17 protein-coding genes and 1 pseudogene are annotated in these 20471 nt (G+C 68.4%); 13 read left to right on the forward strand and 5 right to left on the reverse strand.

The features are described from left to right. Nucleotides 1-710: 710 nt before the first annotated feature. Nucleotides 711-3827 carry a TonB-dependent receptor gene (locus tag SGCZBJ_RS13920; RefSeq protein ID WP_101718597.1) on the forward strand — a complete coding sequence of 1039 codons (3117 nt, stop codon included), beginning with the start codon at nucleotides 711-713 and terminating at the stop codon, nucleotides 3825-3827. A gap of 272 nt (nucleotides 3828-4099) precedes the next feature. Here SGCZBJ_RS13920 and divL read toward each other — a convergent pair whose 3' ends face one another. Next, complete coding sequence (divL, locus tag SGCZBJ_RS13925) at nucleotides 4100-6409, reverse strand: cell cycle protein kinase DivL (protein WP_101718598.1); 2310 nt, start codon at nucleotides 6407-6409, stop codon at nucleotides 4100-4102. Between the two features lie 118 nt (nucleotides 6410-6527). Between divL and SGCZBJ_RS13930 the strand changes: the two genes are divergently transcribed. The 5 genes from SGCZBJ_RS13930 (at nucleotide 6528) to SGCZBJ_RS13950 (ending at nucleotide 9244) form a co-directional block, all read left to right on the forward strand. Then, nucleotides 6528-6941, forward strand: coding sequence for a metallopeptidase family protein (locus SGCZBJ_RS13930; RefSeq protein WP_101718599.1), 414 nt, complete (start codon nucleotides 6528-6530; stop codon nucleotides 6939-6941). Next, a complete protein-coding gene (locus tag SGCZBJ_RS13935) occupies nucleotides 6938-7348 on the forward strand; it encodes an SWIM zinc finger family protein (protein WP_101718600.1) in 411 nt (136 codons plus the stop codon). The genes SGCZBJ_RS13930 and SGCZBJ_RS13935 overlap by 4 nt, the downstream gene beginning before the upstream one ends. Nucleotides 7349-7611: 263 nt before the next feature. After that, entirely contained in the window at nucleotides 7612-7803 is a 192-nt protein-coding gene (locus SGCZBJ_RS13940; RefSeq protein WP_240621507.1) for a hypothetical protein, read from the forward strand. Between the two features lie 27 nt (nucleotides 7804-7830). After that, nucleotides 7831-8724, forward strand: a complete 894-nt coding sequence (locus tag SGCZBJ_RS13945) for a LysR substrate-binding domain-containing protein (protein ID WP_101718601.1) — start codon at nucleotides 7831-7833, stop codon at nucleotides 8722-8724. A gap of 34 nt (nucleotides 8725-8758) precedes the next feature. Next, nucleotides 8759-9244, forward strand: a complete 486-nt coding sequence (locus SGCZBJ_RS13950) for a tetratricopeptide repeat protein (protein WP_101718602.1) — start codon at nucleotides 8759-8761, stop codon at nucleotides 9242-9244. Here SGCZBJ_RS13950 and SGCZBJ_RS13955 read toward each other — a convergent pair. Further along, nucleotides 9241-9945: an NAD-dependent deacylase gene (locus SGCZBJ_RS13955; RefSeq protein ID WP_101718679.1), complete on the reverse strand. Its 705-nt coding sequence runs from the start codon at nucleotides 9943-9945 to the stop codon at nucleotides 9241-9243. The genes SGCZBJ_RS13950 and SGCZBJ_RS13955 overlap by 4 nt on opposite strands. A gap of 166 nt (nucleotides 9946-10111) precedes the next feature. Here SGCZBJ_RS13955 and SGCZBJ_RS13960 point away from each other — a divergent pair, with 166 nt between their 5' ends. The 6 genes from SGCZBJ_RS13960 (at nucleotide 10112) to SGCZBJ_RS13985 (ending at nucleotide 15808) form a co-directional block, all read left to right on the forward strand. Next, nucleotides 10112-11236: a ferritin-like domain-containing protein gene (locus SGCZBJ_RS13960; protein ID WP_101718603.1), complete on the forward strand. Its 1125-nt coding sequence runs from the start codon at nucleotides 10112-10114 to the stop codon at nucleotides 11234-11236. A gap of 132 nt (nucleotides 11237-11368) precedes the next feature. After that, a complete protein-coding gene (locus tag SGCZBJ_RS13965) occupies nucleotides 11369-11890 on the forward strand; it encodes a lipocalin family protein (RefSeq protein WP_101718604.1) in 522 nt (173 codons plus the stop codon). Continuing rightward, nucleotides 11887-12447, forward strand: coding sequence for a lipocalin family protein (locus SGCZBJ_RS13970; protein ID WP_101718605.1), 561 nt, complete (start codon nucleotides 11887-11889; stop codon nucleotides 12445-12447). The genes SGCZBJ_RS13965 and SGCZBJ_RS13970 overlap by 4 nt, the downstream gene beginning before the upstream one ends. A gap of 43 nt (nucleotides 12448-12490) precedes the next feature. Continuing rightward, nucleotides 12491-12964, forward strand: coding sequence for a DNA repair putative endonuclease MmcB (gene mmcB, locus SGCZBJ_RS13975; RefSeq protein WP_101718606.1), 474 nt, complete (start codon nucleotides 12491-12493; stop codon nucleotides 12962-12964). 268 nt (nucleotides 12965-13232) lie between these two features. Then, a complete protein-coding gene (locus SGCZBJ_RS13980; protein ID WP_101718607.1) occupies nucleotides 13233-13757 on the forward strand; it encodes a hypothetical protein in 525 nt (174 codons plus the stop codon). A 26-nt stretch (nucleotides 13758-13783) separates the two neighbouring features. Further along, nucleotides 13784-15808 carry a TonB-dependent receptor plug domain-containing protein gene (locus tag SGCZBJ_RS13985; RefSeq protein ID WP_101718608.1) on the forward strand — a complete coding sequence of 675 codons (2025 nt, stop codon included), beginning with the start codon at nucleotides 13784-13786 and terminating at the stop codon, nucleotides 15806-15808. Between the two features lie 204 nt (nucleotides 15809-16012). Here SGCZBJ_RS13985 and SGCZBJ_RS13990 read toward each other — a convergent pair whose 3' ends face one another. Beyond that, nucleotides 16013-16657 (reverse strand): hypothetical protein, encoded by a 645-nt coding sequence (locus SGCZBJ_RS13990; protein ID WP_101718680.1) that lies wholly within the window; start codon nucleotides 16655-16657, stop codon nucleotides 16013-16015. Between the two features lie 270 nt (nucleotides 16658-16927). Beyond that, nucleotides 16928-19126 carry a 3-hydroxyacyl-CoA dehydrogenase NAD-binding domain-containing protein gene (locus tag SGCZBJ_RS13995; protein WP_101718609.1) on the reverse strand — a complete coding sequence of 733 codons (2199 nt, stop codon included), beginning with the start codon at nucleotides 19124-19126 and terminating at the stop codon, nucleotides 16928-16930. Between the two features lie 29 nt (nucleotides 19127-19155). On the opposite strand from SGCZBJ_RS13995, the pseudogene SGCZBJ_RS26530 reads away from it, so the two are divergent. Continuing rightward, nucleotides 19156-19251: pseudogene (locus SGCZBJ_RS26530) on the forward strand (hypothetical protein); the annotation flags it as partial. 14 nt (nucleotides 19252-19265) lie between these two features. Here SGCZBJ_RS26530 and SGCZBJ_RS14000 read toward each other — a convergent pair. After that, nucleotides 19266-20471 carry an acetyl-CoA C-acetyltransferase gene (locus SGCZBJ_RS14000; protein WP_101718610.1) on the reverse strand — a complete coding sequence of 402 codons (1206 nt, stop codon included), beginning with the start codon at nucleotides 20469-20471 and terminating at the stop codon, nucleotides 19266-19268.

The following is a 20471-nucleotide window of genomic DNA, read 5'->3' on the forward strand; positions in this document are numbered from 1 at the left end:
GCACAAACAAAACCCGCCACGCGTAGTTCCAATCCAATCCGTGAAGTCCGCCGGCCCCGCCGCGCGCGTCTTGGCGCGCCGGCCAGGCCGATGATCCTGGTCCTCCCGTTTCCCCTTCCCAGACAGGCCCGTCCTAGGGTCGAGACCTGCCGCCTGAGCCCGTCCACTAGGACCACGCCGCCCATCTGGCAAGATGAATCCCGCTTTCTGCGATGTAGTTTCATAAGTTGAGAATAGCACGTATCGATAGTTTCAAAATGGAAACGATTCGAAATCAAAATAACTGACCAGTTTTCACTACCGCAAAGACTGACGAATACATGGTTATGTTGCCAAAACTCAGACAACAGAGATTGACAACAGCGCCCATCCGATAAGATTTTTGACGCCGTCGCAGAGATCAAGAGATCCGCGACGACCGTGAAGACCGCTCTACACCCGCGACGGCGCGAAAACCCCCGCCCGACCGCGACACGCCGAAGCCAGACGCCGGACATCCGGCGACCGGCCAGCGCTCCGACGCCCGCCGCGTCGCCCGAGCCCCGGCGTCCATGCAAGCCCGCATCGACATCCGTTCCGTCGCGCCCTGCCGGTCGCGGCCGCCGCGTCGCCGCGCCTTGCCTCCAGCCATCCACCAACACGCCCAAGGGCCCCGCGGCCCGGCGGCGAAAGAAGGCGGGACACCGCCAGTCTCTCATCGGAGGAAACCCATGAAACACCAACTGCTGGCGACCACGGGCCTCGCCGTCGCCATCCTGGGGACCGGCGCGCCCGCCGCCCTCGCCCAAACCGCCGAACAGACCCCCGCGACCACCGTCGAGAACAAGGTCGAGGAGATCGTCGTCGTCGGCACCCGCGCCAGCCTGCAAAGCGCCATGGGGCGCAAGAAGCGGGCCGGCACGATCTCGGACTCCATCGTCGCCGAGGACATCAGCCAGTTCCCCGACAAGAACGTCGGCGAGGCCCTGGGCCGGGTGACCGGCGTGCAGCTGGCCCGCGACTTCGGCGAAGGCAACGCGGTGTCGATCCGCGGCGTCGAGCCCGACCTCAACCGGGTCGAGATCAACGGCATGAGCACCCTGTCGACGGCCGGCAACCTGCAGGTCTACGGCGGCGGCGGCCGCTCCAACGACTTCCGCGAACTAGCCTCGGAGCTGGTCAAGTCGATCGACGTGTTCAAGGGCTTCACCGCCGACATGACGGAAGGCGGCGTCGGCGGCACGGTCAGCGTCACCACCCGCAAGCCGCTGGACTTCAAGAAGCCGACCCTGTCGTTCACCGGCTCGATGCAGAACCTCGACACGGCCAAGGGCTGGAAGCCGCGCGGCAATATCTTCGCCGCCACCCAGCTGTTCGACGGGCGCCTGGGCCTGATGGCCAACGTCACCTACGACAAGGTCGACACCCGCGGCGACTATGTCCGCAACTCGTCCTGGGGCCGGTTCGCCGACTTCGACAACTCGGCCGACAAGACCGTCGACTACTATTCCACCGCCTACAGCCAGGACATCGTCGACCTGGCCAGCGGGGTCAGCACCTATGCCGGCTGCTCGTCGCTGGTGACGCCCGACGCCACCCAGATCTCGACCAGCAACCTGCGCACGGCCTGCCAGAGCCAGTGGTACGACTACGCCCCGCGCGTGGCCCGCTACGGCGTCTGGACCCGCACCGACGAGCGGATCTCGGCCGAGTTCACGGCCCAGTACAAGTTCAGCGACAAGATCGACGCCTGGGTCAGCTACAACCGCAATGAGCGCAGCCAGCAGCTGAACGACATCAACTACGGCACCGACTTCACTTCGGCGACCAGGCTGCGCAACACCGCCGCCAACGGCACGTCGTGCTCAAGCACCGACACCACCGCCGGCTCGGTGGTCACCGACGCCAACCACAACGTCATCCAGTACACCCTGGGCAACTGCCTGACGACCTCGGGGGCCGGCGGCTACAACGGCTTTGGCATCAGCGCCCGCGACTTCGCCTACGAGTCCACCAGCGACTACTACAACATCGGCGCCAACTACCGCGGCGACCGCCTGCAGATCGAGTTCCAGGCCTCCAGCGCCGAGACCTCGACCGTCTCGCAGACCAACAATGTCAGCGTCAGCTTCGACACGCCCGGCATGACGGTGACGCTGGACCCGTCGACCGGCAATCCGTCCTTCACCTTCGCCCAGGGTTACAGCCCCTCGGACGCCTCGGCGATCCGCCAGTGGCAGATCCAGTACCGTCCGTCGAACTCGCAGTCGGAGGAGAAGCAGTACAAGATCGACTTCGACTACGAGGTCGACCTGCCGTTCCTGAAGAAGATCGAGTTCGGCGGCCGCGCCACCGACTTCTCGACCTCGGGCTACGGCTATGGCGGCTACATCATCGACGGCGGCGCCAACGCCTATTCGACCACCGACGACACGGTGATCTACAGCAACGCGGTCAATTCGACGGCGACGATCCTGGCCAGCCAGACGGCCGACCAGACCAATCCGACCAACGCCTCGGCCGCCTACACCACCGGCTACTGGTCGACGAGCGAGACCTGGTCGCGGGCGTTCTCCAACGCCGTCTTCGCCCAGGCCATGACCCAGCTGCCCGACGCCTTCTATTTCGGCGGCGGCAAGCTGCCGACGACCTGGCTCTATCCGAACTTCAACTCTGTGGCCCAGTACCTCGACACGTCGCACTTCAACCTGAACAACCTGGAAAGCACGACGGGCAACGACGGCAATACCTACGAGCAGATCCCCTACCGGATCCAGGAACAGACCGACGCCCAGTACCTCAAGTTCAACTACGCCTTCCCGCTGCTGGGCTACGACGTGAACGGCAACTTCGGCTGGCGTCGCGTCCACACCAAGACCCAGGGCGCCGGCGCCCAGACCCGCAGCGAGACCTATGCGGCGACCAACGGCGGCGCCTCGACCACCTACGTGCTGAGCAACAGCATCGCCACCATGACCAAGGACTACACGGTGTGGCTGCCCAGCTTCAACGTGGGCCTGTGGCTGGCGCCCAACAAGCTGGCCGCCCGCGCCGGCTTCGCCCAGCTGATGGCCCGGCCGCGCATGGACTACCTGATGCCGACGGTCAGCTGCACCACCGACAACTCGCCCGACGCCAACGGCGAGTTCGACGAACCCAGCTGCACGGCCGGCAATCCGGAACTGAAGCCCTATCGCGCCAACCAGTACGACCTGTCGTTCGAATACTATCCCAACAGCGACACCCAGATCTCGCTGGGGCTGTTCTACAAGGACATCAAGTCGTTCTATGTCTCGTCGCGCACCCTGATCGGCAAGGTCGACTACTACGGCGACGGGGTGCTGTATAACTACAGCACCTACATCAACGGCGACGGGGCCAAGATCTCGGGCCTGGAGCTGACCGGCAAGACCGCCTTCACCTGGCTGCCGGGGGCGCTGTCGGGCCTGGGCGTCGACGCCAACTACACCTACCAGGAAGCCAAGGACGTCGAGCTCTATTCGACGCTGGACGGCTCGCCCCTGCCCTTCCCGGGCCTGTCCAAGAGCAGCGCCAACTTCACGGTCTGGTACGACAAGGGCCCGATCAACGCCCGCCTGGCCTACAACTACCGCTCCAAGTACCTGGTCTCGGCCGCCGACACCTCGGGCCAGCCGGTGTTCCGCGACCCGACCGGCTATCTGGACGGCAAGATCACCTGGAAGCCGGGCCCCAAGGGCCTGTCCTTCTTCGTGGAAGGCAAGAACCTGACCAAGGAGGAGGAACGCTCCACGGCCGGCGACATCCGCCTGACCGAGCTGGGCTACTTCGGCCGCCGGTTCTTCATGGGCTTCACCTACAAGTATTGAGGGTGAGCGGGGCTCCCGGGCGACCGGGAGCCGTCTCCATGCGACAAGGGCCTCCCGAGGATCTCGGGAGGCCCTTTTTCATTTCACTTCGTTATCCCGGCCATACGCCCGCGAAGGCGGGCGGGAGAGCCGGGACCCAGGGGCCAACCGCAACGCCTCGGCCACGCCCTGGTGGCGGCGAACCCGACCACGGCGCCCAGTCGCCTGGGTCCCGGCTCTGCGCGCTACGCGCTCCGGCCGGGATGACGACGGGGTGGGCGATCAGGAAGACCCTAGAACCCGAACTCCGGCTGAGCCGCGCCCGGATGCTGGGTCTCGGGCAGGTGGCAGGTGAAGGTCGAGCCGGCGCCGGGCTCGCTCTCCAGGGCCACCCAGCCGCCGTGCAGCTCGACCAGCGCCTTGACCAAGGCCAGGCCCAGGCCCGGGCCGCCGCGGTCGCGGCCGACGAAGCGGTCGAAGATGTGGGCCTGGACGTGGAAGGGCACGCCCCGGCCGGTGTCCTTGACGTGCAGCTTGACCTCTCCGAGGGCGCGCTGGGCCGAGATCGTCACCTTGCCGCCCGGCGGGGTCTGGCGCAGGGCGTTCTCGACCAGGTGGTCGACGGTCTGGTTCAGGCGCTTGGCGTCGCCGCGGATCAGGCCGACGTCCTCATCGCAGATCACCTCCAGCGTCACGCCGCCGATCTCGGCGTCCTTGCCGCCGCGCTGATAGGCGCCCTGCAGCAGGTCGACGACGCGGATGTCCTCGATCTCCAGCGCCATCTCGCCGGCGTCGATCTGGGCCATGTCGAGCACATCGTCGATCGAGCGGGCCAGCTGGGTGGCGGCGGCGCGCACGGCGGCCACGTGGCCCTTGCCGCGCTCGTGCAGGCCCTCGGCGCGCTCGAGCAGTTCGGAATAGCCGATGATCGTGGTGAGCGGCGTGCGCAGTTCGTAGGAGACGTTGCCGACGAAGTCGCGCTTGAGCCGCTCGGCCTCGGCCAAAGCCGCGGAGCGGTCTGCAAGAGCGCTTTCCAGGTGGCGGGTGTCGGTGACGTCCGCGAAGGCGATCAGGGTCGCGCCGTCGGGCAGCGGCCGGCTCTGGTAGACGACGATGCGGCCGTCGGACGTGCGCACCTCGCCCGAGGTGGGGGCGCGCATCTGCGGATCGGGGTCGGCGACCCGGCCCTTCAGCTCGCGCCAGAAAGACAGGTCGTGCAGGCGGCGCACGCACAGCTCGACGACACCCTCGAAGTCGCCGGCGGCCTGCAGGGCCTGGGGCGTGACGTTCCAGAAGGTCTCGAAGGCCTCGTTGTGCAGGCGCAGGCGGCCGTCCGAGCCGAACACGGCCACGGCGTCGTTCAGCTTGTCGAGCGTGGCCTGCTGCACCTGGATCAGGGCGTTGTACTGGGCCTTCAGGCGCAGCTCGCCGGTGATGTCGGAATAGAGCAGCAGCATGCCGCCCAGCGGGTGGGGCTGGCGCACGACCTTCAGGGTGCGGCCGTCGGGCAGGTCCCACAGCTCGTCGGCCTGGGGACCCAGGTCCTCGTAGCGGGCCAGTTCGGCGGCCTTCCACCGCGCATAATCAACCGTTTCGGGAAGCCTGCGGCGCTGGCGCAGGCGGTCCAGCACCTCGCCGTGGGTCGGGCGCTCGGCCAGCCAGGCCGGCTCCAGGCCCCAGAGGTCGGCGAAGGCGGTGTTGTGGAACGACAGGCGGCGGCTGGCGCTGAAGATCGCCACGCCGTCGGCGATGTGGTTGAGGGTCTCGTCGTGGGCCGCGACGTGGTTCTTCAGCGTCTCGCGGACGTCCTCGACCTCGGTGACGTCGGCGCTGAACACCCCGGCCCCGCCGCCGTCCAGCGGCTTGACGGTGAAGCGGAAGGCCCGGCGGCGGCCGTCGATCGGCGTCCAGCGCACGGTCTCGCGGCGCTCGGCCTTGGCGGCGGCCTCGACGGCCAGGGCGTCGACGGCGCGGTCGAAGGTCTTGCCGGCGCGCGCGGCCTCGCCGGCGTTGTCGACCCCCACGGCCCGCAGATAGGCGCCGTTGGCCCAGGTCGGCGCGCCGTCGGCGGCGGCGATCCAGGCCGGCTCGGACAAACCATCGACGAAGGCGGCGAAGCGGGCGGCGCTGGGCAGGCCCAGGTCGCCGGTCTGGGCGGCCAGGCGCAGCCAGGCCAGGGCGCCGGCCGCGCGGCCCTCGACGATGACCCGGCCGCCGGGGCCGCGGGCCTCGAAGGCGCAGGCCTCGCCGCGCTCGAACAGGGCCTTCAGGCGGGCGGCGTGGTCGGGATCGCCGGCGATCAGGGCCTCGACCAGGGCGTCGGGCGTGGCCTCGACGTTCAGCACCTGGGCGCAGGCGTGCAGGCTGTCGTCGCCCGACACCAGGCGGGCCGCGCCGTCCTCGACCGCCACCAGGGCGTTGTCGAAGGCTTCAGCCGAGGCCTGGGCGGCCACGGAGCCGTTTTCCAGAGCGTCGAGGCGCAGCCTCATGCCGGCCAGGCGGGCGTCGAAGGCGCGCCGTTGAGCGAGGGCCCACAGGGTGGCGCAGATCGCCAGGCAGACCGCGCCGGCCGTCGCGGCCAGGATCAGATCGAGCGATGTCATCCGGCGTGTCGCTAGCCCCAAAGGCATAAGGGTCGAATCAGATTTGGCAGCTTAGACCGCGCGTGGCGAGAGCGCGATCAGGCCTTCCCCGAGCCACGGATCACGCTATCTCAGGATCATGACCTGGACCGACCGCCTCGCTCCCTCGCTGGCCCCGTCGCTGGACGACTTCGCCGCCCTGGCCAAGGCCGCCTTCGACGCCCTGCCCGACGAGTTCCGCCGCCTGACCGGCGACGTCGTCTTCCGCATCGACGACTTCGCCACCGACGAGGTGCTCGACAGCCTGGGCATCGAGGATCCGTTCGAGCTGACCGGCCTCTACCAGGGCGTGGACCTGTCGCGCCGCTCGGTGCTGGACTTTGGGGCCCAGCCTTCGATGGTCTTCCTCTATCGCCGGCCGATCCTGGACGAATGGTGCGAACGCGGCGATGTGACCCTCGGCGCGCTGATCGAGCACGTGCTGGTCCACGAGATCGGCCATCACTTCGGACTGTCGGACGACGACATCCACCGCATCGAGGACGAGGCATGAGCCTTTTCGACACCGAGACCTGGCGCGAGCGGATGGACGAGCGCTGGTTCGAAAGCGGCGCGGCCATCGCCGACAAGGGCGACGTCGCCCTGGTGTCGATCGAGGACGACGCGGTCAGCGCCCACGTCACCGGCAGCGCCGGCGACCTCTACGTGGTCGAACTGCGCGCGCCCGCCGGCGAGGGCCGCTGCGACTGCCCGGGGTTCGAGAAGTTCGGCGCCTGCAAGCACCAGGCGGCCGTGGTCGTGGCGGCCAACGCCCTGGACGAGCCGGGCCTGCAGGCGGTGCGCGATCGAATGTCGAGGCTGCGCGACGGCCTGGCGCTGGACAGCCGCGAGGCCCTGGTCGAACGACTAGTGGATCTGGCCCGTCGCCACCCGAAAGTGCTCGCCATTCTGGAAGGCTGACCGCCGATATTCAAAATATATGGAGCAATAGTTTCCAGATATACCTGGAACCCCGTCCATATTTTGCCCCAAAATTCGCCCAACGAACGGTGCGTAAATACACAACATCCCCCGTCGCGGGAGTTTGCGATTGAATATCACGGATTCTGCGCAATACTTCCCGCAGATTCGTCGGAGGTCGATGCAACACCGCTGACGACTGGCCTGGATGCGCTCGCTCGCCGCGCGCAGTCTTGCCAGCCGCGTTGCGAGAGATTGCGTCAGTGTCCATCCCGCGCCCCAAGGCAAGCAAGCCGGAGAACAAGGCCTTCGTGGTCGCGTTATCGGTGTTGCAACTGACGGTCGTGGTGATCGTATGGTTGGCGGCTCTCGTTCCAGCGGCGCTGGCGGCCCTGGCCGTCATTCTCTGGAAAGCGGCCCGCCCGACCGTCCGGGGCAAGTTTCCGCCCGCCTGAGTTTTCCGCCGAGTTTCGCGCCACCCCATGGAACTGCGCCACGTCCGCTATTTCGTCGCCCTCGCGGAAGAGCTGAACTTCACGCGGGCCGCCGCGCGCCTGGGCATCGGCCAGCCGCCGCTGAGCCAGCAGATCCGCGACCTGGAAAAGGAGATCGGCTATCCGCTGTTTCTGCGCCGGCCGCACGGCGCCGAGCTGACCGAGGCCGGGCGCGCCTTCCTGGCCGAGGCCCGGCTGATCCTGGAACAGGCCGAACGGGCCAAGGAGGCCGCGCGCCGCGCCGGCGGCGGCCATGTGGGCGCCCTGCGGGTGGGCTTCACCTCGTCGGCCAACTTCCACCCGGCGGTGACCGAGGCCTTCGCCGTCTTCCACTGGAAGTATCCCGACGCCAGCCTGATCGTCGAGGAGAGCCACTCGGCCCGCCTGGCCGAGCGCCTGCTGTATTCGGAGCTGGACGCGGCCTTCGTGCGCCCCGGCAATGTCGCGGCCGAGGGGCTGGACCTGCTGGCCCTGGGCGAAGAGCCGCTGATCCTGGCCCTGCCTGCCGGCCACCGCCTGGCCGCCCAGGCCCGCGTGCCGGTGGCGGCGCTGGCCGGCGAGCCGTTCGTGATCTTCTCGCAGGGGATAGGCCGCACGTTCCTGGGCCTGATCCGCGAGGCCTGCGCCCAGGAAGGCTTCGAGCCGACCATCGGCCAGGAGACGCCGCACATCGTGGCGATGATCAACATGGTCGCCGCGGGCCTGGGCGTGGCCATGGCTCCCGGCTCGATCGCCCAGTTGGCCGTGCGCGGGGTGGTCTATCGCCCCCTCGACGGCGCCGTGCCGAAGGTGCCGCTGGCCATCGCCACCCGCGCCGGCGACGCCTCGCCCCTGGTGCGCAACTTCCTGGCCCTGATGCCGCCGCCGGCGGTGGAGGACTAGGCCCAGGCGGCGCCATCGTGCCATAGCTTGGCCGATGATCGAGACCGACGCCCTGCTGCACATCGCCTTCGACGCCGAGGAGGCCGGGGACTACGCCCGCGCCCGCGAAGGCTATGCGCGCTGCGCCGAGTTCGGGGACATCACCGCCCTGACCAACCTGGCCTACCTGTACGACAACGGCCTGGGCGCCCCGCCCGACAAGGCCGAGGCGATGCGTCTCTATCAACAGGCCTGGCGCCGCGCCCGCTGCACGGTTTCCGCCAACAACATCGCCATCCTCTATCGCGAGCGCGGCGACCACCGCGCCATGGTCCGCTGGTTCGCGCACGGCGCAGCGGCCGGCGACGATTCCGCCTGCCTGCCGCTGGCCAAGTGCTACCTGGAGGGCCTTGGCGTGCGGCGCTCGGTCGAGGCCGCCGTCCGCTGCCTGGCCAGGGTGCTGTCGTCCGACGCGGTCGACGAGGACGATGTCGAGCAGGCCGAAGCCCTGATGGACCAGTTCCGCCCGCGCCTGGCCTAGGACAGCACCGCCTCCACCCAACGCGGAACCACCTCGCCGGCCGGGCCATAAAGCCGCTCGTCGAAGGCGCGGGCGTTGTCGGAGGGCGCAAGGTTGATCTCGCAGGTGCGGATCCCCATCCGCCGCGCCTCGGTGACGAAGCCGGCCGCCGGATAGACCGAGCCCGAGGTGCCGATGGCGACGAAGAGGTCGCTGTCCTCCAGCGCCTCGAAGATCTCGTCCATGAACAGCGGGACCTCGCCGAACCACACCACGTGCGGCCGGGCCATGCCGCCCGCGCCGCACGACCCGCAGACCGCCTCTCCGTCCAGCGGCCCGGGATCGGGGCGCACGGCCTCGCAGGCGTGGCAGCGGGTGACAGCCAGCTCGCCATGCATGTGGACCACCGCGGTCGAGCCGGCCTTCTCGTGCAGGTCGTCGACGTTCTGGGTGCACAGGAAGAGCCGCCCGCCCCGCGCCGCCAGTTCCCGCTCCAGCCGCGCCAGGGCGAAGTGGGCGGGGTTGGGCGCGGCGGCCGCCAGGTTGGCCCGGCGGGCGTTGTAGAACGCCCGCACCTTGGCCGGGTCGCGGGCGAAGCCCTCGGGCGTGGCGACCTCGGCCAGGTCGTATTGCGTCCATACCCCGCCTTCGTCGCGGAAGGTGCCAAGCCCGCTCTCGGCCGAGACCCCCGCGCCCGTCAGCACAAAGACGTTCAAGCCCATGGCGATGTTTCCCATTCTCGTTCAAGCGGCTGCGGCAAAGGTGACGCCGTCGTCATTTTTAATTTGACCGTACCGGAAGTTTGAGTGGACAGTGTTCACTCGAGGAGAGACCCGCGCCAGACGGGCCCCGTCGAGCAGCCGAGAGGCCACAGGAGAGGAGCCGACCGTGACGGACAAGAACATCACCAAGGACGCCATGTACGACGCGGTGGCGCCCGACGACTTCGAGTCCATGCTCGAGCTCGACCGGTACGGAAACCGCTCGAGCGCCTTCGACAAGATCATCTCGGCCACCCACGACCACTTCTGGGACCCGCTCGACAAGGCCTATATCGATTTCGACGAGCCGTTCGACATGGAGAACCAGCCGCTGGTTCCCGAGGACCTCGTCATCGCCCTGTCGACCGAGTACGTCTCCAACCACCTCTCCGATCCCAAGCAGCGCACCCGCTTCATCAACCAGTCGGTGCTGCGCAGCTTCTCATCGATCCTGCACGGCGAGCAGGGCGCGCTGAACCTGTCGGCCAGCCTGTGCCACGTGCTGAAAGACCAGGGCGCGCAGGAATACGCCGCCAACCAGACCCGCGAAGAGGCGCGCCACGTCACCGCCTTCGCCAAGTACATCAAGGCCCGCTGGGGCAAGCCGGTCGAATGCGGCCCGGCGCTGAAGAGCCTGCTGGTCGAGATCATCGCCGCCCCCGAGGTCTACAAGAAGATCATCGGCATGCAGATGCTGGTCGAGGGCCTGGCCATGGGCGCCTTCGCCACCTTCTTCAAGGAAATCCACGATCCGCTCGGCAAGAAGCTCTTGCAGCTGGTGATGACCGACGAGGCCTTCCACCACAAGTTCGGGAAGATCTGGGCCGACCGCACCGTGCCCAAGCTGACGGCCGAAGAGCACGCGATCATCGAGGACTGGGCGGCGCACTGCTTCCAGACCCTGCTGTTCAACCTCGTCTCGCCGCACCAGCAGCTGGACCTCTACCGCGAGTTCGGCCTGGACCCCGACAAGGTGGTCGAGGAGTACGGGCAGATCATGACCGACGACCTGCGCCGCGAGCACATGAAGGAACAGACCAACATCTTCCGCGTGCTGGTGAAGACCCTGCTCAACGCCGGCATCATCACCGACCGCACCAAGGCGTTCTACGCCATGTACGTCGACCTCGACGAACTGAAGGCCGAGGGCGACCGCATGGTCGGCGACGACATCGCCGAGGAGGGCATCCGCCACCTGCAGGCCATCAACTTCAAGGACCGCGTCGCCCCGGTGACCATCGCCGCGGAGTGATCGAAAGACCCCTCTCTCTTCGAGAGAGAGGGTTTTGCGCGTGGGAACACCCTTCCCTCCCCTTGCGTTTGCCTCCGTTCGGGGGATGAACTTGAGCAGGGCGCAAAGCCCGCCAAGCAGCAAGGTGTCGGAATGCGCGTAAGCCTGATCCTGTCCCTCGCGGCGTGCCTGGCCATTCCTTCCATGGCCATGGCCGGCGCCCAGCCGCCGTCCAAGCCGGTGGCGGCGGCCTTCTATTCGGGCAAGTGGTACGAGATCGCCCGCACCCCCAACTCGGGCCAGCGCAACTGCGAAGCCCCAACCACCGAATTCACCGCCAAGACCGCCGAAACCTTTTCGGTGCGCCAGATCTGCCGCCGCGACAGCGCCACCGGCAAGGCCAAGACCTTCAACACCAGCGGCAAGATCGTCGCCGGGTCCGAGAACGCCAAGTTCTCGATGAACTTCCTGGGCGGCCTGAAGAAGCAGGAATACTGGGTGCTCGACCACGCCGACGACGCCTCTTGGGCGATCATGGCCACGCCCGGCGGCAACTTCGTCTGGCTGCTGTCGCGCAAGCCGGTGATGGACGAGGGGGCCAAGACCGCCGCCCTGGCCCGCGTGAAGGCCCTGGGCTACGAGAAGCTGGTCTTCCCGCAGCAGCCCGAGGCATGAGGGTGGCCGTCATCCGCCTCGCCGTCGCCGGCGCCTGCGGCGTCGCCCTGCTGGCCATGGCCGCCTGCGCCGGGGCCGGCCCGACCGGCAATCCCCGCCCGCCGCAGCCGGCCAAGCGCGTGGAGCTGAGCAAGTACCTGGGCCTGTGGTACGAGGCGGCCCGCTACGACTTCCGCTTCGAGAAGGGCTGTGACGGCGTCACCGCCGAATACTCTCTGCGCCCCGACGGCCTGGTCGAGGTGCGCAACACCTGCCGCCAGGGCGGCCCCGAGGGCATCGAGAAGGTCAGCCTGGGCAAGGCCAAGGTGGTCGACAAGGCCACGGGGGCCAAGCTGAAGGTGTCGTTCTTCGGCCCGTTCTTCCTGGGCGACTACTGGGTGCTCGACCACGCCGACGACTACAGCTGGGCGATCGTTGGCGAGGGCTCGGGCCGCTATCTCTGGCTGCTGACCCGCGACAAGCCCACGCCGGGCCTGACCCAGAACCTGACGGCCCGGGCCAAGGCCATGGGCTACGACGTCTCGCGCCTGCGGGTGACCAAGCACGCGCGGGGCTGAGAGCGCGCTTGCAGCGCGAACAAAGATGGAACATGGTGGCGACATGGACGTCGTCGTCGACATCAGCCTCACCCCCTCAGCCATGGGGCGTCCCGAGACCACCCTGGCCGTCACCCGCGGCGCGGCAAGGCTGCTGGTGGACCTGGGCTATGCGCCGCTGGCCGAGGTGACTCTGCCCAACGGCCGGCGGGCCGACCTGATGGCCCTGGGGCCCAAGGGCGACATCGTCATCGTCGAGGTGAAGTCGGGGCTGGACGACTATCGCGTCGACCGCAAGTGGGGCGAGTACGGTCCCTATTGCGACGCCTTCCACTTCGCCGTCGCCCCGCAGTTCCCTGACGGGATCCTGCCGCAGGAGCCGGGCCTGATCGTCGCCGACGGCTTCGGCGGCGCGGTGGTGCGGGCCGCGCCAGTCACGCCGCTGGCCGGCGCCCGTCGCAAGGCCCTGACCCTGGCCTTCGCCCGCCTGGCCGCCCTGCGCGCGGCCGGCGTCGCCGCCGAGCGCCTTTCGGTCTGAAAGCTGTCAGGCTGATATCAGGCGATCCGAAAATAAATCACCGACTGCGACATTCTGTCCGAACACAACTCAAGATGACGCGTCGGCGGCCATAGAACTTGCCTGCCGCAAGGTCACGCGCAGACCTGGAGTTGTCTCAGCGTCGGCTACCCGACCGGTGCAAGTTTTTGCATAACGGCGTCACCCGGGCGGCGTTACGTCTTCTTTACATCCGCCGCGCCATCACCCCGCCCCACAAGCCCAACAAAGGGCAGGGGATTTCAACAGAATGTCGAAAAACAAACCCGTCGTGGCGCTGGCCGCGACGCTCCTCGCCGTCGCGCCGATCAGCGCCCATGCCGACGCCGCCAAGGACGTGCAGATCGCCGGGCGCGCGCTGACCTTCCTCGAGAACGGTCCCTCCGGCAAGGCCGTGCTGGGCGTCGTGTTCGACCCGTCCAAGCCCGCCTCGGTGGCCGAGAAGAACGCCGTCATGGCCGCCATCGGCGGCGGCCTCACCACCGGCGCCCTGACCCTGACGGCCAAGCCGGTCGAAGCCGGCGCCGTCTCGGGCGTCTCGGGCGTGGCCGCCCTCTACGTCACCACCGGCGTGACCGCCGGCCCGGTGGGCGCGGCCGCCAAGGCCAAGAAGATCATCACCATCGGTTCGGACGCGTCCTGCGCCGCCAGCGGCGCCTGCGTCATGAGCGTCTCGGCCGACCCCAAGGTCGAGATCATCGTCAACCGCGGCGCCGCCGCGGCGGTGGGCGCGGTCTTCAAGTCCGCCTTCCGCATGATGATCCGCGAAGTCTGATCGCCGCCAGCACAAGAGATATCCAGATGAAGAAGACTCTCCTGGCCGGCGTTTCCGCGGGCCTCCTCGTCGCCGCCGCCTCGGCCGCACACGCCCAGTCGATCGACTACGGCTCGCTCGAGCAGCTGTTCAACGAACCGGTCACCACCAGCGCCACGGGCGCCCCGCAGCGCTCGACCGAAGCGCCGGTGGACATGACCATCATCTCGGCCGCCGACATCGAGCGCTCGGGCGCCGTCGACCTGCCGACCATCCTGTCGCGCGTCGCGGGCCTGGACGTCACCACCTGGGGCGCCGGCACCGCCGACGTCAGCGTGCGCGGCTACAACCAGGCCATGTCGCCGCGCCTGCTGGTGCTGATCAACGGCCGCCAGGTCTATCTCGACCACTACGGCTACACCGCCTGGGCCACCCTGCCCGTGCAGCTGTCGGAGATCCGCCAGATCGAGGTGGTCAAGGGCCCCAACAGCGCCCTGTTCGGCTTCAACGCCGTCAGCGGCGTGGTCAATATCATCACCGCCAACCCCAAGTTCGACCAGACCGGCGACATCACCGTGCGCGGCGGCTCAGCCCGCTACGGCGAGGTCTCGCTGGCCAAGTCGTTCAAGCTGGGCGAGCGCTTCAGCGCCCGCTTCTCGGCCGGCGCGGCCAAGTCGGACGAGTTCGACAACACCGTCGGCGTGGCCAAGAGCCAGCAGAACGAACCCTCGCGCGTGTCGGCCAACCTCGACACCGTCACCCAGCTGACCGACAAGGCCGAGCTGCGCATCGAGGGCTCGTACTCGAACGTCCAGGTCAGCGACATGCTGTCCAACTACGCCTACTCGCCCAGCAAGTACCTGACGGGCTCGCTGAAGGGCACGCTGACCGCCGACACCAGGGCCGGCCAGCTGCAATTCTCCGCCTACCAGAACGACCTGACCGCCAAGCACGTGATCCTGGGCCAGCAGGCGCGTTTCGAGAACAAGATCACGGTCGTCTCGGCCCAGGACCTGTTCAAGATCGGCGCGAAGCACACGATCCGCCTGGGCGGCGAATACCGCCACAACGAGGTCAACACCGCTCCGATCGGCGGCGCCGAAGTCAGCTATGACGTGCTGTCGGCCTCGGCGATGTGGAACTGGGCGATCACCGACAAGCTCGCCTTCACCGCCGCCGGCCGCTACGACAGCCTGGACCTGTCGCGCGAGGGCGCCTTCCCGGCCGGCTCGCCGCCGCTGGGCAACGGCTACTGGGATCGCAAGATCGAGGAGCCGTCGTGGAACCTGGGCCTCGTCTGGCGCGCCACCGCCGCCGACACCTTCAAGGCCAGCGCCGCCCGCGGCGTGCAGGTGCCGACCCTGGTCGACCTGGGCGCCCTGCAGGCCCGCGTCAGCGTCGGTCCCTACACCCTGGGTCTGGCCGGCAACCCGACCCTGGAGCCGGCGATCGTCACCAACTACCAGCTGACCTACGAACGCGCCCTGCCCGCCCTCAAGGCCCAGGTCAGCGCCAAGGCCTTCGTGCAGAAGACGGAAGACGTGAAGGGCCAGCCGACCTCGGCCCAGATCGACGTCGCGCCGACCCTGGTCAGCCTGCCGGTGCTCAGCTACCGCAACATCGGCGAGAGCAAGATGACCGGCTTCGAGCTGGCCGCCTCGGGCGAGTTCGGCGCCGGCTTCCGCTGGAACGCCGACTGGACCCACACCGAGGTCGACGACGAGCCGCTGGCCGGCTTCTCGCCGGTGCTGCGCTCGGCCGCCTTCGGCGCCACCACGCCTGAGAACCGCGGCAACGTGGCCCTGGGCTGGGCCGGCGGCCCGTGGACGGCCGACGCCTTCGTCACCCTGGTGGGCGACCATCAGGCCTACGCCCTCTACGCGGTGGGCGCCAATCCGCGCCTGGTGGACATCGACGCCTACGCCGCCATCGGCGGCCGCGTGGCCCGCACCTTCGAGGGCGACGTCACCGTGGCCCTCAGCGGCCAGAACCTCGGCGACAGCCGCCAGCGCCAGAGCGCCGGCCTGGAAGTCGAGCGTCGCCTGTACCTGAGCGTCAGCAAGCGCTTCTAGGCGCCGGCTTTCTTGGGTTGAAGACGGAAAGGGCGGCTCGCAGGGGCCGCCTTTTTTGTTTGAACCTCCCCCTGTGGTGGAGGCGGCCGAAGGCCGGAGGGGGGACGTTTTCAGCTGGCAGGGGGCGGCGGCCGAGCCCGCAACCACTCCCCCACCGATCGCTGTGCGATCGCCTCCCCCACAGGGGGAGGTTCCTTCAAGGCTTCACCACTCGTCCTTTTTCTTCTTCATCAGGGCCAGGAGGCCCGGATACGGCCCCTGCCCGGTGCGGTAGAGGCACCACTCGTCGTCCTTCTTGCAGGCCCCGTCGAAGAAGTCCTTCTTGGCCTGGTCGATCACCGCGTACATCGGCGCGTCGCGGGACTTGATCCCCAGCTTGTCGTCGCAGGCGGCGCGTTCGGCCTTGGTCAGGCGGTAAAGGTCGGCGTCGTTGCAGCCGCCGCCTTCGCGGGCCGCGGTGCGCAAGTCATCGCCGCCGGGCATGGGCGTTCCGCGCGACTTGAAGCCGGGCGGCGCCGTGGCGGCGCGCGGGGCCGGCGGCGCGGCCGGAGCCGGGCTCGGCGCGGGGGCGGTCGCGACCTGGGCCGGAGGCGGCGGCGCGACGGCGCGGGCCGGCGGGGTCTTGGGCGCGGAGGGCGTCGGGACGGACGCGGCGCGCGCCTCGCCCCGGGGCGCCGGTGGCGGGGCGACGTCCACCAGGTCGACGATCAGGTTCTGCTCGACCAGCGGCGGCATCACCTTGATCCCCGCCAAGAGGCCCACGCCCAGCAGCACGTGCAGGCCGCTCGCCACGATCAGGGCGAGGGTGAAAGGCCTCTTGCGGCGAACTGTCGATCGCCTGCCGGCCATCCCAAACCCCTGCTCGCCGCCATAACGCGCGGCCGGCGTCGAGGTAGCCGCGCGATGGGGCGCGGCGATGGCGGCATTGATGCGGCGGCGCAAAGAAAAAGGCCCGGCGTCGCCGCCGGGCCTCCTCATTTCGCCTTGCGGGCGACCGCTGATCCGAGAACCCCGCCCTTGGACAGGCTCAGGGTAAGGTTCTCTACTGTCGCCGCCTGCCCATGATCCTCATCCTGAGCTTGTCGAAGGACGAGGATCACGCAAGGTGTCTGACGTCGCCTAGGCGGCCGCCTTTTCCTTGACGCCGAAGCGGCCGTAGAAGGTCTCGCCCTTGGCGGCCATTTCGCGCAGCAGGGCCGGCGGGGTGAAGCGCGCGCCGTAGGCGGCGGCCAGCTGGTCGAGGGTCTCGACGAACGTGGCCACGCCCACGCCGTCGATCAGGCTGATCGGGCCGCCGGTCCAGGGCGCGAATCCCCAGCCCAGGATCGCGCCGACATCGGCTTCGCGCGGATCGGTGATCACGCCTTCCTCGAAGCAGCGCGCGGCCTCGACGGCCTGGCGGTACAGCAGGCGAGTGCGGATCTGCTCGATCAGCGCCTTGTCGGCGTCCTTGACGGTCACTTCGACGAGGTCCGAAAGGCCCGGCCACAGGGTCTTGGGGCCGTTTTCCGGATAGTCGTAGAAGCCCTTGCCGTTCTTGCGGCCGTAGCGGCCCAGGTCCTCGACCATCTTGGCGATGATCGCGGTGAACGGACGCTCTTCGTACTTGTCGCCGAGGTCCTTCTTCGTCTGGACAGCGATCTTGTGCGACAGGTCCAGCGCGACGTCGTCGTGCATTTCCAGCGGGCCGCGCGGCATGCCGGTGGCGCGACCGACATTGTCGATGATCGCCGGCGCGATGCCGTCGCTCAGCAGCTCCATGCCTTCCTGCACGAAGGTGCCGAAGCAGCGCGACGTGTAGAAGCCGCGGCTGTCGTTGACGACGATCGGGGTCTTCTTGATCTTCAGGACGTAGTCGATCGACTTGGCGATGGTCGCCTGGTCGGTCTTCTCGCCGAGGATGATCTCGACCAGGCCCATCTTGTCGACCGGCGAGAAGAAGTGGATGCCGATGAAGCTTTCCGGACGGATCGAGGCCTCGGCCAGGCCGGTGATCGGCAGGGTCGAGGTGTTGGAGCCGAACACGGCGGTGTCGGCCAGTTGGGCCTCGGCCAGCTTGGTGACGGCAGCCTTGACTTCGCGGTTCTCGAACACGGCCTCGACGACCAGGTCGCTGCCCTTGACGTTGGCGTAGTCGGCGGTCGGGTGGATGAGCGCCAGGATGGCCTCGCCCTTCTCCTGGGTCAGCTTGCCGCGCGAGACGGCCTTCTTGACCAGGCCCTCGGCGTAGCCCTTGCCCTTGTCGGCGGCTTCTTGGCTCTGGTCGATCAGCACGGTCTCGATGCCGGCCATGGCTTGGACGTAGGCGATGCCCGCGCCCATCATGCCGGCGCCGAGCACGGCGACCTTCTTGACGTCGTAGTGCGGCACGCCGTCCGGGCGGCCGGCGCCCTTGCCCAGCTCTTGCAGGCTGAGGAACAGGGTGCGGATCATGCCCTTGGCCTGCGGCGTCATCAGGGTCTTGATGAAGTAGCGGGTCTCGATGCGGATCGCGGCGTCGAACGGAACCTGCAGGCCTTCATAGACGGCCTTCATGATGTTCTGCTGGGCCGGGTAGTTGCCGTAGGTGTTCTTGCGCAGCATGGCGTTGCCCATGATGAACACCTGGGCGCCGGTCGGGGTGTAGGGGCCGCCGCCGGGGATCTTGAAGTCCTTCTTGTCCCACGGCGCGACCGGGTCGCCCTTGGTCTTGATCCAGGTCTTGGCGGCCTCGACTTCCTGGCCCGCCGGCACGACCTCGTGCACGACCTTGAGGCCCAGGGCCTCGGCCGGCTTCATCGACTTGCCTTCGAGCAGGTACGGCGCGGCGGCCATCACGCCCATCAGGCGGGTCAGGCGCTGGGTGCCGCCGCCGCCCGGCAGCAGGCCGACCTTGGCTTCCGGCAGGCCAAGTTGCAGTTTCGGCAGGTCGGCGACCACGCGGTAGTGGGCAGCCAGGACGAATTCCAGGCCGCCGCCGAGCGCCAGGCCGTTGATGGCCGCGGCCACCGGCTTGCCGCTGGTTTCCAGCTCGCGGAAGGCCTTGTTCAGCGCGAAGCCCGCGTCGAACGCGGCTTGCAGCCCCTCTTGTCCCTTACTGGCGCCGCCCAGGCCGCCGCTGCCGCCGAGTTCACCAAGGTCGGCGCCGGCGCAGAAGCCGGTGGTCTTGCCCGAGGTGATGACGACGCCCTTGATCTCGGCGTCGGTCTTGATGCGCTCGACCAGCTCGCCGACTTCCTTGATCACCGAAGCGGTCAGAGTGTTCATCGTGCGGCCGGGGACGTCGAAGGTGACCAGGGCGATGCCGTCGCCGTCGACCTCGATCTTGAAGTTTTCCATGTGGACTAGTCCTTCAGAATTTGGGTCGTCATCCCGGCCGTAGCGAAGCGGAGAGCCGGGACCCAGGTGAACCGCAGTGCGCCGGCCCCTGGGTCCCGGATCGGCCTACGGCCGTCCGGGATGACGATCTGTGCTTGGATCAGACGCGTTCGATGACCGTGGCGGTGCCCATGCCGGCGCCGACGCACAGGGTGATCAGGGCGGTTTCCTTGTCGGAGCGTTCCAGCTCGTCGACCATGGTGCCCAGGATCATCGCGCCGGTGGCGCCCAGCGGGTGGCCCATGGCGATGGCGCCGCCGTTGACGTTCATCTTGTCGTGCGGGATGTCCAGCGCCTGCATCATGCGCAGGACGACGGCGGCGAAGGCTTCGTTCAGCTCGTAGAGGTCGATGTCGCCGACTTCCATGCCGAGCTTCTTGAGCAGCTTCTCGGTGACCAGCGAGGGGCCCGTGAGCATGATCGACGGCTCCGAACCGATCGAGGCCATGCCCTTGATGCGGGCGCGGGCCTTGAGGCCCAGCGCGTCGCCCATTTCCTTGGTGCCGATCAGCACGCCGGCGGCGCCGTCGACGATGCCCGAGCTGTTGCCCGCGTGGTGCACGTGGGTCATGCGCTCGACCTGCGGGTAGCGCTGGGTGGCGACCGCGTCGAAGGCCATCTCGCCCATGCCCGTGAACGAGGGGTTCAACGAGGCCAGAGTCTGCATGGTGGTCGAGGCGCGGACGGTCTCGTCGTGGCTCAGGATGTTGAGGCCCAGCTGGTCCTTCACCGGCACGACCGACTTGTTGAAGCGACCTTCGGCCCAGGCCTGGGCGGCGCGCTTCTGGCTCTCGACGGCGTAGGCGTCGACGTCGTCGCGGCTGAAGCCGTAGAGGGTGGCGATCAGGTCGGCCGACACGCCCTGCGGCATGAAGTAGGTCTTGAAGGCGCTCGACGGATCGGTCGGCCAGGCGCCGCCGTCGCTGCCCATCGGCACGCGGCTCATGCTCTCGACGCCGCCGCCGATGGTCAGGTCGGCTTCACCCGAGATGACCTTGGCCGCGGCCATGTTCACGGCTTCCAGGCCCGAGGCGCAGAAGCGGTTGATCTGCACGCCGGCGACGCTCTCGGCGTAGTCGGCGGTCAGCACGGCGGTGCGGGCGATGTCGGAGCCTTGCTCGCCGACCGGGGCCACGCAGCCCAGGACGACGTCGTCCACCTTGGAGGTGTCCAGGTTGTTGCGGTCGCGGATGGCTTCCAGGACCTGGCTGGCCAGCGACAGGGCGGTGATCTCGTGCAGAGAGCCGTCCTTCTTGCCCTTGCCGCGCGGGGTGCGCACGGCGTCGAAGATGTAAGCGTCGGCCAT

It is taken from the genome of Caulobacter zeae, from assembly GCF_002858925.1.
In the GTDB taxonomy this organism is placed as follows: Bacteria; Pseudomonadota; Alphaproteobacteria; order Caulobacterales; family Caulobacteraceae; genus Caulobacter; species Caulobacter zeae.